Source organism: Herbaspirillum sp. VT-16-41 (genome assembly GCF_001994935.1).
In the GTDB taxonomy this organism is placed as follows: domain Bacteria; phylum Pseudomonadota; class Gammaproteobacteria; order Burkholderiales; family Burkholderiaceae_D; genus Herbaspirillum; species Herbaspirillum frisingense.
On record NZ_MUXB01000095.1, the window covers coordinates 139,445 to 151,871 of the forward strand.

Here is a 12,427-nt window from a genome sequence, read left to right on the forward strand (position 1 = left end):
GACAAGGCTCGGCGCTTTGTTGACGGCTCTTCAAAAAACCAAAAAGGCTCCACCATCGGCAGAGCCTTTTTTATGCCTGGTTTCCGGGCGAACCCGGATGACAGGAACGCTTACGCCGTAACGACGGTTGCGTATTGACGCTGTTGCAGGCCCTTGACAACGAACTTGACCTTGCCGTCCTTCAGGGCGAACAGGGTGTGGTCCTTGCCGACGCCGACGTTTTCGCCAGCGTGGACGCGGGTGCCGCGTTGACGGACGATGATGCCGCCAGCGTTGATCACTTGGCCGCCATAAACCTTGACGCCCAGGCGTTTCGATTCTGAGTCACGGCCGTTGCGCGTAGTGCCGCCGCCTTTTTTGTGTGCCATTTAAAACTCCTTGATGACTTTGGATGAGCAGTTCGACCAGTTCAACGCTTAGGCGTTGATCGAGACGATTTGCAGTTCGGTGTAGTTCTGACGATGGCCTTGACGCTTTTGGTAGTGCTTGCGACGACGCATCTTGAAGATGCGGACCTTGTCATGGCGACCTTGTGCTACCACAGTAGCCAGCACCGTAGCACCTGCGACCAGCGGCGCACCGAACTTCACGGTTTCGCCTGCGCCCACTGCGAGCACTTGATCCAAAGTGATTTCGGAGCCAATGTCAGCCGGTATCTGTTCTACTTTGAGTTTTTCGCCAGCAGCAACTTTGTATTGTTTGCCGCCGGTTTTTATGACCGCGTACATGTGAAACCTCACGAATGAATGAATAAGAACGATTTTCCCCTGACGCGCCCGGGACACAAACCCCCTTGGCGAAACAGGAAAACCCCAAATTATACATGCACTTAGCTGCAGGGTCAAAAGGCTTGACACTTTGGCGGGCTGATGAACAACAGAGTTTCCGCCAGGACAATGACCACAACCCTTCCCCAGAGAGAGGGTCACAAGCCCCGGTGTTTCCCTGCAGACAATGCGCATCTGCCGCGCGGGCGCGCATGGTCTTTGGCGTGCGCCCGCCTTGTCGTCGTATAATCCCGGGAATAACCATTTTCCACAGGTTCCGCCTTGTCTGCCGCCGTACAAAACGCTTCGCAACAAACCATCATGCAACCGATCCTCTCCGACATGGAGGCGGTCAACGCAGTCATCCGTCGGCAGCTGTATTCGGAGGTGCCGCTGGTCAATCAGGTCGCCGAATACATCATCAGCGCCGGCGGCAAGCGCCTGCGCCCGGTGCTGGTGGTGCTCATCGCCAATGCCTTCGGCTACAAGGGCGAGCATCACCACACGCTGGCCGCGGTGATCGAGTTCATCCACACCGCGACCCTGCTGCATGACGACGTCGTCGACGAATCCTCGTTGCGCCGTGGCAAGCAGACCGCCAACGCCATGTTCGGCAATGCCGCCTCGGTGCTGGTGGGTGACTTCCTCTACTCGCGCGCCTTCCAGATGATGGTGGCGGTGGGCAATCCGCGCGTGATGGAGATCGTGGCCGACGCCACCAACGTCATCGCCGAGGGCGAAGTCCTGCAGTTGCTCAACATGCACAATCCCGACGTGGACGAAAACGGCTACCTGCAGGTGATCCGCTCCAAGACGGCCAAGCTGTTCGAGGCTGCCAGCCAGATCGGCGCCCTGATCGCAGGTGCCGACGAAGCCGGCATCGAAGCTGCGGGCGAATATGGCCGCTCCATCGGCACCGCCTTCCAGCTGATCGACGACGTGCTGGATTATTCGGGCAACAGCGCCGAGATCGGCAAGAACGTCGGCGACGACCTGCGCGAAGGCAAGCCCACCCTGCCGCTGATCTGGCTCATGCAGCACGGCACGCCGCAGCAGCGCGACCTGGTCCGTACCTGCATCGAGAACGGTGACGAACAGCACTTCGACGAGGTGCTCTCGGCCATCACCCATTCGGGCGCACTGGCCTACACGCGTGAACAGGCGGAGATCGCCGCCCGACGCGCAGCAGACGCGATTATTTCACTTCCCGATAGCCAATTCAAAAAATCCCTGTTAGAATTATCGGCTTTCGCAGTAGATCGAAATCACTGACATTAGATCTCACTCGACGGGGTGTAGCTTAGCCTGGTAGAGCGCTACGTTCGGGACGTAGAGGCCGGAGGTTCGAATCCTCTCACCCCGACCAGGAATTCCCATGCAAAAACAGCGAGTCAAACGACTCGCTGTTTTTGTTTGTGCGCTCGGCAGATCGCAGTATCGCTACCCACCTCCACGCATCACACCTCTACCTCCACAATACTTCATCACGACGGCATCGGGCGATCCAGTGCGGGGTCAAGATTGTCGATGACCGCCCTGGCCCAGGCCATGCCGCGCACTATGGCGAGCGCAGCGCTCTCGGAACGTCCAGGGAGATGACGACGGGGAAACAAGGCAGGCGCCAGGCCACTGATGTCGACAATGTGCACCGCACTCACTTCCCACTGGCCATGCCGTCCACTGCATCTCAGCGACACGCGGAAACCCTTGTACTGCTCCAGATGTTCGACCGGAAGATGCATATTCTTTTTCTCTCGCAAAACCGATCCATGAGCGCGTGCTCGCCAGTCACGCCGGATGGCGTGGTGGCATATCCAGGCGACGCGATGCGTCGCGCCAGCGATCAGCGGCGACGGAAGCCCGGACGGGGGCCGGAGGGGCCGCGCTGCTCCAGGTGACGGAAGATGATGCGACCCTTGTTCAGGTCGTAGGGCGACAGTTCCAGGGTGACCTTGTCACCGGCCAGAATCTTGATGAAGTTCTTTTTCATGCGACCAGCCGTATAGGCGATCAGCGAGTGGCCGTTGTCCAGCGCGACACGGAAGCGCGAATCAGGGAGGACTTCGGAAACTTGTCCTTGCATTTCAATCAGTTCTTCTTTTGCCATTTTCTCTTTCTTGTGCATGAGCGCGCGACCTCCAGCGAGGAAGGGCTCGGGGATTTGCAATCTCTGGCTTTGACGACTGGCCACGCAAACAGGCGGCCGGGAGCGTTAAGGTCGGAGGACAGGCGAACGCGCTTGCGGTGAGACCGATAGCGTTGGTTCTTTACTCGGGGAAGCGGATGAAGATGCGGATCACGCGGATTGCAGGGATCGGACTGCGGCAAGGCGCGTGGAGATCAGGATTTCCGCTCTTTTCTTGAGCGATCCCCTCATTATACGCGCATTTTGCCTTGAAGGCCAATGCGCCCCGTACGCCACGCTCATCTACGCCACAGCAGAATCGAGAACGATTGATCCATCCGGCAGATAAGCTGCGGTACCGGCACCGAAAAAAAACGCCACCGCGAAGGGTGGCGCCAAAGACTGCCAGAGGTTCTGTCATTGGCTGCAATCGGCCAGATGATCCGACTGCGCCATAAGGGTAGATCACCCGCCGACCTCGCCTGCGCGGCGAATCATCGTTCGATGGTGCGGCTCCAGCGGGTATTCCAGACGGCACGGTTCTTGTTGATCTCGTCCCAGTCCACTGCCCGCGCCGCCTTCACGAAGCCATTCATGCGGGCCTGTTCGGTCGCTGCCGGGCCGCTGACCTGGACCTTGGTATTGGTCGGGTTGTAGTTGCCGTTTTCCAGCGCCAGGGCTTGCGCCTGCGGCGAGAGCAGGTAGGCCGCCAGTTCCTGGGCCAGTTGCGGCTCGGTGTTGTTGGCGATCACGCACTGCGCCACCATCAGCACGATGGCGCCTTCCTTGGGCTGCACATATTCCACCGGCACGCCCTTGCTCTTGAGGATGGTGGATTGGGTCGGGGTGTAAGGGAACAGAGCGGCTTCCCCGGTCTGCGCCATCTCGGAGATCTTGGCCGAGTTGGAGATGTACTCCAGCACATTGGGGCCGATGGTCGATGGCCAGGCCTTGAAGCCGGGATCGACGTTGGCATCGGTGCCGCCCTTGAGCTGATTGAAGGCAAGGAAGGCATGCAGCCCGAAGGTCGAGGAAGGCAGCGACTGGAACACCACCCGCCCTTTCAGCTTGGGATCGGCCAGGTCCAGCCAGGAGGTCGGCGGCGCCCAGCCCTTCTCTGCATAGACCTTGGTGTTGTAGGCCAGGCCGGTGACGCTGATGGTCACGCCGGTGGCCATGTCGTCCTTGATGTGCGCCACCGGCAGCAGGTTGGCCAGGTTCGGATTGGGCTTCTGTTTCTCGCACAGGCCCATGCCGACGGCCCGGTACATCACACCATCATCGAGAAACATCAGGTGCATCTGCGGCTTGTCCTTGGCGGCCTGGGCCTTGGCCAGGATATCGGCGGAACCGCCCGGCACCACGGCGATCTTGACGTTGTACTTCTGCTCAAAGGGGCCAAAGACCGCTTGCGTGAAGGTCTTTTCCATGTTGCCGCCGTTCATTCCGATGTAGAGCGTGCGGGTCTGTGCCTGGGCACCCCCGCAGGCCAGCAAAGTCATGCCAAGGGCGGCGGCCAGCGCGCCGGGACGGGAAAGCGACATCATGAGATCTTCCTTTCAGGGTGGGAGGACAGCAGGTCGGGGGTGTCTGTGCCATCGGTGCCGACCACGGGGACCGTGGAGACGGCAGGCCTCGGCGCAAAACGGGCAATCGAGAATGCATCCAGGTCGATATTGCTGCGGCCATGCAGCACCAGCTCGGCCAGCGCTTCGCCGGCGGCCGGGCCGATCTGGAAACCGGCGCCGCAGAAGCCGAAGCCGTGCAGCAGGCCCGGCTGCGTGCTGCTGGGGCCGATCACCGGGTGGTGGTCCGGCAGGTAGCCTTCCACCCCGCTCCAGGTGCGGATGATGTGGACGTGCCGCAGCGCAGGCAGCAAGGCCGCCGCCTGCGGCAGCAGGCCGAGGATGGAGTCGTGCGAGGCGCGGGCGCGCTGTTCATCCAGCACATAGCCGCGACCGCCGCCCAGCACCACGTTGCCACGGGCCACCTGGCGGCAATAGATCGATCCCCCTTCCACGCCCAGGCTCCAGGGCAGGAAATGCGGGATGGGCTCGGTCACCACCATGCTGGGATGACCGCTGGTCAAGGGCACGGCCTCACCGAAGGCTTGCGCCACCCGGTTGGCCCAGGCGCCGGCGCAGTTGATCAACACCTCGGCGCGCAACTGCAAAGGCGCTTCGCCATGCCGTGCTTCGGCCACGAAACTCTGGCCGTCATGGCCCACCTGCAACACTTCGCAGCCCTCGATGATGCGCGCTCCGGCCGCCTGCGCAGCGCGGGCGAAGGCCGGCGATACCAGACGTGGATTGGCCTGGCCGTCTTCCGGACACAAGGAGCCGCCGACCGCCGCGCCGCCCAGCCAGGGGCATTGCTCACGCAGGCGCTCGCCACTGATCAGTTCGATGCCCAGCCCATAAGGCCGGCTCAGTTCGGCGTAGGCTTCCAGGGCCTGCATGTCGGCTGCGCTAAGGGCCAGCTTGAAGTGGCCACTGCGTTCATATTCGCCGGTGGTGCCGATGAGCGACTCCAGCTCGCCCCAGATCTGGTGCGCACGCTGCGACAGCGGCAACTGCACCTCGGGCCGACCCTGGCGACGCACGCCGCCATAGTTCACGCCACTTGAACGCGAACCACAAAGATCGCGCTCCAGCACCGTCACGCGACGGCCGGCCTTGGCCAGCACCAGCGCAGCCGATGCGCCGACGATGCCGCCGCCGATGATGAGCACTTCAGTGGAAACGGTATTCACGATGCATCCTCCCCGGCATGCAGGGCAATGACCTGCGCCGACGGCAACGCAGCCGACGGCACATGCATGCCCATGGGAATGGGCTTGATCGGCGCCTGACCGCGCAGGCGACCGACCTCGGCCACCGGTATCGCAGCCGCATGGGCCAGTATCTCCGCTGCCGCGGCACCGCACATGCGCCCCTGACAGCGCCCCATGCCCACGCGGGTCAGGGCCTTCAGGCGATTCATTTCAGCTGCGCCTTTTTCGCGCACGGCTGCGCGCAACTCTCCGGCGCGGATGTTTTCGCAGCGGCAGATCACCAGATCATCGGGGGCGTTGGCTGCCCAGTGCTCCGGGAAGGGAAAGGCCCGCTCCAGCCCCACGCGGAAGGCGCCGATCTGCGCGAGCGTGGCCTCGATCTGCGCCACCCGGGCGCCATCGACGGTAAGGCCGCGATCCTGCAACAGCGCCAGTGCGGCACGCTCACCGGCCAGTTCGGCAGCGTCCGCACCCATGATGCCGGCGCCGTCGCCGGCCAGATAGACGCCCGGCACGCTGCTACGGGTAGCGCGATCGCGCACCGGCAGATGCGCCCGCTGCAGCGGGTCGAAACGGAAGCGGCAACCCAGCAGGTCGGCCAGTTGCGTTTCGGAGCGCAGGGCATAACCGAAGCCGACGGCATCACAATCGATGCGCCGCTCGGCAACTGCCCTGGCACCGGCGCGGGCAGGCAGGTGACGCCGCCAGACCACGCTCTGCACGCGCGACTCGCCCTCCACCCGCAGCACCTCGGCATGGGTGTGGACGGGCACGCCATGCAGCCTCAGCCAGGCCAGATAGTAGATGCCCTTGGCCAGCAAGGCCGGCTGGCCCAGCATGGCTGGCAGGGCCGCGATGCGGTCGACCAGGCTGCTGCTGTCGAGCACGGCGGCCACATGGGCACCGGCCTTGGCGTATTGATAGGCCACCAGATACAGCAGCGGACCATTGCCGGCCAACACCACCGAGCGGCCGATGGCGCATCCCTGGAACTTGAGCGCAACCTGCGCGCCACCCAGCGTATAGACGCCCGGCGTGGTCCAGCCCGGGAAGGGCAGGACGCGGTCGGTGGCGCCGGTGGCGACAATGATGTCTTCCCAGGCCAGGGTGGCCGCGGACTGGGCCTGGCCATCCATCAGGTCGAGCAGGCCGGGCTGGGCATTCCATACCAGGGTCTGCGGACGATAATCGATGGCCTCGCGCAAGGCATGGAAGGCGGCATGCACCGACTGCGCGCGCCCGGCCTCGAAACCATAGAGCGTCTTGCGGCTGCGCCGGAACCCGCCGGGCGGCTGACGATAGATCTGGCCGCCCGCCTGGGCCGCCTCGTCGATCAGCACCGGCCGCAGGCCATGGGCCAGCAGTGTCTGCGCCGCGCGCACGCCGGCCGGTCCGGCGCCGACGATCACGGGAGGAAGTCGACTCATATGCCCTCCCCCTGGCCGCTGCGCAATTGCATGCCGGCGCGGATGAAGGTGGAGCAGGCACGCAGGCGTTCACCGCTGTCGGTGGCGATCCAGCAATCCTGGCAGGCGCCCATCATGCAGAAGCCGGCGCGAGGCTGGCCGCTGAATTCATTGCGGCGCAGGCTGCCGGCGCAGGTCAGCACGGCGGTCAGCACGGTATCGCCTTCCAGCGCGGTGACGGCGCGACCATCGAGGGTGAAGCTGACAGTGGCGCGATCCTGCTCGGCCAGCCGTACCAGCTGCGCACCCTGGGGAGAAGCGAAATCGCTCATGTGCGCCCCACCAGTACGCGGTCCAGGCCGTAGACCCGATCCAGGATGATCATCGCCACCGCCGTGATGGCCACCATCAGGGCCGACACCGCCGCCATCATCGGATCGATGGATTCGGTGGCGTACATGTACATGCGCACCGGCAGCGTCACCGTCGAGGGCGAAGTCACGAAGATGGACATGGTGACTTCATCGAAGCTGTTGATGAAGGCCAGCAGCCAGCCACCGGTGATGCCCGGCAGGATCATCGGCAGCGTGATGCGCAGGAACACCGTGGAGCGGCTTGCCCCCAGCGACAGCGCGGCCTGTTCGGCACTGCGGTCGAAACCGATCAGCGCGGCCATGATCAGGCGCATGGTGTAGGGCGTCACCACCAGCGAGTGCGCCAGCACCAGCCAGCCGAAACTGCCGGCGCCGCCCACCACCGAGAACAGGCGCAGCAAGGCCACGCCCAGCACCAGGTGGGGAATGATCAGCGGCGACAGGAACAGGCCCTGCAAGGCGCCCGACCAGCGATGCGGATAACGCACCAGCGCCATGGCTGCCGGAATGGCCAGCACGGTGGAGATGGTGGCCGCCGCCAGCGCCAGCCACAGGCTGTTCCAGAAGGAGCTGACGAAATCGGGGAATTCGAATACCGCCTTGAACCAGCGCAGCGAGAATTCCGGCCCGTTCATGGTGAGGGTGTTTTCCGGGGTGAAGGCGATCACGCACACCACCAGGATCGGCGCCAGCGTGAAGAGGATCACCAGCGCATTGAACAGCAATGCAATCGGTCCGTTCTTGTTCATGGTTCAGCCCAGCGCTTTCTTGTAGCGACGTTCGATCATGCGATTCCAGCCCAGCATGATGACCAGGTTGGCCACCAGCAGCAGCAGCGCGATGGCCGCGCCCAGGGGCCAGTTCAGTTCGTGCAGGTATTCGTCGTAGATGATGGTGGCCATCATCTTCAGGCGACGTCCGCCCAGGAGACCCGGAATGGCAAAGGAGCTGGCCGACAGGCCGAAGACGATCAGGCTGCCCGAGAGGATGCCCGGCATGATCTGCGGCAGCACGATACGGCGCAGCACGGTCGTGGGCGAGGCTCCCAGCGACAGCGCAGCATTGGCCACACCACCATCGAGCTTTTGCAGCGAGGTCCACACCGGAATCACCATGAAGGGCAGCATCACATGCACCAGGGCGATGACGATGGCCGTCTCGGTATAGAGCAGTTTGACGCGACTGAAACCCAGCGCCATCAGCAGGCTGTTGATCAGGCCTTCCGGTCCCAGCAGCATGCTCCAGCCGAAGGCCCGCACCACCACCGAAATCATCAGCGGTGCCAGCACCACCAGCAGCATGACGGAACGCCAGGGCTTGCGCATGCGATTGAGGATGTAGGCTTCCGGCGCGCCCAGCACGATGCAGATCAGCGTGACCAGGCCCGAGATCCACAGCGTGCGCCAGAAGATGGCGTAGTAGTAGGGATCGGTGAGCACCGCCTGGTAATGCTCCAGCGTGAAGGTCCCGGCCTTGGGACCGGTCTCGGCGTCATAGGCATTGAAGGACAGCACGAAGGTCAGCAGCAACGGGACCAGCAGCATCACCGTGCACAGCAGGATGGCCGGGGCCGACATCAGCCAGGGCAGGCTGCGCTGGCCGGGGGCCTTGCCGCCTTGCGGTGCCGTCACGACGGATGCCACCGCCGGCGAGGTACCGGCCGCACTCATGCCGGCACCCGTTCGTCGCTACGGGCGGTGGAGACCAGGCGCAGGTTGAAGTCGCTCCAGGCCAGGCCCAGCGTCGCGCCCTGCTCCAGCGCCTCGGCGCCATCGTTGGGGGCCAGCACGGACAGCAGTCCCAGCGGCGTCTGCACCTCGTACATCCACTGGCTACCCAGGAAGAAGCGGCGTACCACCTCGCCATTGCAGCGGCCCTGGCCGGGCTCGGTACAGCGGATCTTTTCCGGACGCAGACCCAGCACCACGCGACCGCCGCCGCGCAGGCCACTGTCGTTGCTCTCCAGGCTGAGCATCATGCCGCCCACGGCGATATCGGCGCGCTCGCCGGCAGCGCCCACCACCTGGCCTTCCAGCAGGTTGGCCTTGCCCACGAAGGTGGAGATGAAGCGATTGGCCGGATGTTCATACACATTGATGGGACGGCCCACCTGGGTGATATGCCCGGCCTCCATCACCACCACGCGATCGCTGATGGACATGGCCTCGCTCTGATCGTGGGTCACCATGATGGTGGTGGTGCCGACCTTGCGCTGGATGTCGCGCAGTTCGAATTGCATTTCCTCGCGCAGCTTGGCGTCCAGGTTGGACAGCGGCTCGTCCAGCAGCAGCACGGGCGGTGCGATCACCAGCGCGCGCGCCAGGGCCACGCGCTGACGCTGGCCGCCGGACAGTTCACGCGGATAACGGGCGCCATGCTTTTCCAGGTGCACCAGGGCCAGCGCCTGCGCCACGCGGTCGCGCTTCTCGGCGGGCGCGCACTTGCGCATCTCCAGGCCGAAGGCCACGTTCTGCTCCACCGTCATGTGCGGGAACAGCGCATAGGTCTGGAACACGATGCCCAGGCCACGGGTATTGGGCTTGGCATGGGTGATGTCGCGGCCATCAAGTTCGATGCGGCCGCCGCTGACGTTCTCGAAGCCCGCAATCATCTGCAGGGTGGTGGTCTTGCCGCAACCGGAGGGTCCCAGCAGGGAAATGAATTCCCCCTTCTCCACCGTCAGGTTGAAGCCCGATACCGCCTGGGTATCGCCGTAGAACTTACTGACATTGGTCAGCGTGAGAAATGACATTGCAAGCTCCCTGTCGCAAAGTTCGGGCGCTGCGCGGCTGGCGGGCTTGTCGGCCGGCGGGCACTCCGATGCATTCATCTGTAAAGTCGCATCCACCTCAAGGACTGGGGTGATATGCGCGTCTCCTGTTTCGTTATTGATGCAATTTCGGTGCCAATTCTGCTATCGTATTTCGACAGACAGGAAATTTTTAATAATTATTTCATCAGATGGAATAACTCGGAGGGCGTGACGCCACCGATTCCACCCAGCAGACAACAGCCCCCTCATGAGCGACGACAACGACGAGGCCTCCTCGACCACCGCCCCGGCCACCCTGCCGGTCAACGGCATCCAGCGCACCTTCGCGGTGTTGCGCGCACTGGCCGATGCACCACCGCAAGGCATGCGGGTGACCCAGGTGGCCAAGGCCATCGGCCTCACGCAAGGCACCACGCACCGCCTGCTGCAGGCCCTGGTCAGCGAAGGCGTGGTGGAGCAGGATGAACGCAGCAAGCTGTACCGCCTGGGGATGGACCTGTTCGCGCTGGCCGCGCGCGCCGGCAATGCCTCCGACCTGCGCAGCCTGTGCCGGCCGGCGCTGCTGCGCCTGTGCGGCAGCCTGGGCGACACTGTCTTCCTGCTGGTACGCTCGCGCTTCGACGCGGTCTGCGTGGACCGGGTCGACGGTCCCTTCCCGATCCGTGCCTTCACCGGCGACATCGGCGGCCGGGTGGCGCTGGGCGTGGGCCAGGGTGCGCTGTCCATCCTCGCCTTCCTGCCGGAGCAGGAGCGCGAGGAAGTGATCCGCTACAACGTGCCGCGCCTGCGCGAGTTCGGGGTCTATGACGAGGTCTACCTGCGCACCGAAATCGAGCGTGTGCGTGAAACCGGCTATGCAGCACGCCAGGCGGGTCTGCTCGACGGCATGGCCGGCCTGGGCGTGCCGCTGTTCGACTGCAGCGGCGCCATCGTCGGTGCGCTCAGCGTGGGCACGCTCACCTCGCGCCTGACCGAGGAACGTCTGCCAACCGTGGTACAGATGTTGCAACGGGAAGCCGCGGCGCTGTCGCGCCAGATCAATCCCTTCGACCCGGCATTGCGCCGTCCCATGCATCAGGCCAATCCTGTGGAGCCCCGCCCATGAGTTCTTCCTCCCCCGTACTGCTGGTCAAGTCCGGCGGTGCCGCCGCGCTACCGGAGTGGCGCGCCAGTTTCCATGAGTTCGCCCCCGGACTGGGACTGGAGGTGTGCGCCTGGGACGACCCTGAAGTCGATCCGGCCCGGGTGGAATATGTCCTGGTCTGGCAACCCGAAGCGGGGCGCCTGGCCCGCTTCCCCAACCTGAAGGCCATCATCAGCAGCGCGGCCGGGGTCGACCACATCCTGGCCGATCCGCACTTGCCGGACCTGCCCATCGTGCGCATGGTCACGCCCGAAACCCAGCAGCGCATGGCCGAATTCACCGTCATGAGCAGCCTCATGCTGTTGAAGGACATGCCGCGCATCGTTGCTCAGCAGGCAAGGGCGCAATGGCTGGAGTTCTCCACCCCGCGCACCGCCCTGGAAACCCGGGTGGGCGTGCTCGGCCTGGGGGCGCTGGGGCTGGCCACGGCGCGCATGCACGCCACCATCGGTTTCGACACCGCCGGCTGGGCGCGCTCGCCGCGCAGCGAAAAGGGACTGAGCTGTTATGCCGGTGCCGACCAGTTGCCTGCCTTCCTGGCGCGCACCGATATCCTGATCTGCCTCCTGCCGGAAACCGAGGACACCCGCCACCTGCTCGACGCCGACCTGCTGCGCCAGCTGCCACGTGGCGCGGCCGTCATCAACGTCGGGCGCGGCAGCCACCTGTGCCTGCCCGACCTGCTGGCCGCGCTGGACGAGGGCCAGCTGTCGGGCGCCGTGCTGGACGTGTTCGATGAAGAGCCCTTGCCTGCCGACGCGGCGGTCTGGCGCCACCCCCGCGTGCTGGTGACGCCGCATGCGGCGGCGACGCCGTCGCGGCGGGAGCGCGCCCGCCAGGCGGCGGTAGCCATCTCGGCCATGCTGGGTGGGCTGCCGCCACCGCATCTGTATGACCGTGTGCGGGGTTACTGAGGGGCAAGCACCCCCTTCCGCGCCGGCCCGGCTTGCGGGATAGGCCCCCATCGTCTAGACTTTGGCGCTCGCTGGCCGCCCTGCCCGCCCTGGCCACAGGCAAGCAGGTCCGCCGAATCCCTCCCGTGCGCGAGGGCAATCAACCTGACGG

14 protein-coding genes and 1 tRNA gene are annotated in these 12,427 nt (G+C 64.5%); 4 read left to right on the forward strand and 11 right to left on the reverse strand.

Going from position 1 to position 12,427, the window contains the following annotated elements; genetic code table 11:
* Nucleotides 1–110: 110 nt before the first annotated feature.
* Nucleotides 111–368 carry a 50S ribosomal protein L27 gene (rpmA, locus tag BTM36_RS07590; protein ID WP_006713216.1) on the reverse strand — a complete coding sequence of 86 codons (258 nt, stop codon included), beginning with the start codon at nucleotides 366–368 and terminating at the stop codon, nucleotides 111–113.
* A 48-nt stretch (nucleotides 369–416) separates the two neighbouring features.
* Nucleotides 417–728, reverse strand: coding sequence for a 50S ribosomal protein L21 (rplU, locus tag BTM36_RS07595; RefSeq protein WP_006713215.1), 312 nt, complete (start codon nucleotides 726–728; stop codon nucleotides 417–419).
* Between the two features lie 360 nt (nucleotides 729–1,088).
* On the opposite strand from rplU, the gene ispB reads away from it, so the two are divergent.
* Together ispB and BTM36_RS07605 are read left to right on the forward strand one after the other, a co-directional pair.
* Nucleotides 1,089–2,039: an octaprenyl diphosphate synthase gene (gene ispB, locus BTM36_RS07600; RefSeq protein WP_306460531.1), complete on the forward strand. Its 951-nt coding sequence runs from the start codon at nucleotides 1,089–1,091 to the stop codon at nucleotides 2,037–2,039.
* 17 nt (nucleotides 2,040–2,056) lie between these two features.
* Nucleotides 2,057–2,133, forward strand: a tRNA-Pro gene (locus BTM36_RS07605).
* Between the two features lie 118 nt (nucleotides 2,134–2,251).
* On the opposite strand, the gene BTM36_RS07610 is transcribed toward BTM36_RS07605, so the two are convergent.
* The 9 genes from BTM36_RS07610 to BTM36_RS07655 form a co-directional block, all read right to left on the reverse strand.
* Nucleotides 2,252–2,509: a hypothetical protein gene (locus BTM36_RS07610; RefSeq protein ID WP_077235785.1), complete on the reverse strand. Its 258-nt coding sequence runs from the start codon at nucleotides 2,507–2,509 to the stop codon at nucleotides 2,252–2,254.
* 101 nt (nucleotides 2,510–2,610) lie between these two features.
* Nucleotides 2,611–2,874 carry a translation initiation factor IF-1 gene (gene infA / locus BTM36_RS07615; RefSeq protein WP_006713209.1) on the reverse strand — a complete coding sequence of 88 codons (264 nt, stop codon included), beginning with the start codon at nucleotides 2,872–2,874 and terminating at the stop codon, nucleotides 2,611–2,613.
* A 512-nt stretch (nucleotides 2,875–3,386) separates the two neighbouring features.
* Nucleotides 3,387–4,439 (reverse strand): ABC transporter substrate-binding protein, encoded by a 1,053-nt coding sequence (locus BTM36_RS07625; RefSeq protein WP_077235786.1) that lies wholly within the window; start codon nucleotides 4,437–4,439, stop codon nucleotides 3,387–3,389.
* Nucleotides 4,436–5,644: an FAD-binding oxidoreductase gene (locus tag BTM36_RS07630; RefSeq protein WP_077235787.1), complete on the reverse strand. Its 1,209-nt coding sequence runs from the start codon at nucleotides 5,642–5,644 to the stop codon at nucleotides 4,436–4,438. The genes BTM36_RS07625 and BTM36_RS07630 overlap by 4 nt, the downstream gene beginning before the upstream one ends.
* The gene (locus tag BTM36_RS07635) at nucleotides 5,641–7,092 is read right to left on the reverse strand and encodes an NAD(P)/FAD-dependent oxidoreductase (RefSeq protein WP_077235788.1); all 1,452 of its coding nucleotides are present in this window, start codon (nucleotides 7,090–7,092) and stop codon (nucleotides 5,641–5,643) included. Before BTM36_RS07635 ends, BTM36_RS07630 begins: the two co-directional genes overlap by 4 nt.
* Entirely contained in the window at nucleotides 7,089–7,403 is a 315-nt protein-coding gene (locus BTM36_RS07640; RefSeq protein ID WP_077235789.1) for a (2Fe-2S)-binding protein, read from the reverse strand. Before BTM36_RS07640 ends, BTM36_RS07635 begins: the two co-directional genes overlap by 4 nt.
* Nucleotides 7,400–8,194 carry an ABC transporter permease gene (locus BTM36_RS07645; RefSeq protein ID WP_006713200.1) on the reverse strand — a complete coding sequence of 265 codons (795 nt, stop codon included), beginning with the start codon at nucleotides 8,192–8,194 and terminating at the stop codon, nucleotides 7,400–7,402. The genes BTM36_RS07640 and BTM36_RS07645 overlap by 4 nt, the downstream gene beginning before the upstream one ends.
* 3 nt (nucleotides 8,195–8,197) lie before the next feature.
* Nucleotides 8,198–9,022, reverse strand: coding sequence for an ABC transporter permease (locus tag BTM36_RS07650; protein ID WP_077235902.1), 825 nt, complete (start codon nucleotides 9,020–9,022; stop codon nucleotides 8,198–8,200).
* 89 nt (nucleotides 9,023–9,111) lie between these two features.
* Nucleotides 9,112–10,197, reverse strand: coding sequence for an ABC transporter ATP-binding protein (locus BTM36_RS07655; RefSeq protein ID WP_077235790.1), 1,086 nt, complete (start codon nucleotides 10,195–10,197; stop codon nucleotides 9,112–9,114).
* 268 nt (nucleotides 10,198–10,465) lie between these two features.
* Here BTM36_RS07655 and BTM36_RS07660 point away from each other — a divergent pair, with 268 nt between their 5' ends.
* Nucleotides 10,466–11,323 (forward strand): IclR family transcriptional regulator, encoded by an 858-nt coding sequence (locus tag BTM36_RS07660; protein WP_077235791.1) that lies wholly within the window; start codon nucleotides 10,466–10,468, stop codon nucleotides 11,321–11,323.
* Nucleotides 11,320–12,276: a glyoxylate/hydroxypyruvate reductase A gene (locus tag BTM36_RS07665; RefSeq protein ID WP_077235792.1), complete on the forward strand. Its 957-nt coding sequence runs from the start codon at nucleotides 11,320–11,322 to the stop codon at nucleotides 12,274–12,276. Before BTM36_RS07660 ends, BTM36_RS07665 begins: the two co-directional genes overlap by 4 nt.
* Nucleotides 12,277–12,427: the final 151 nt, after the last annotated feature.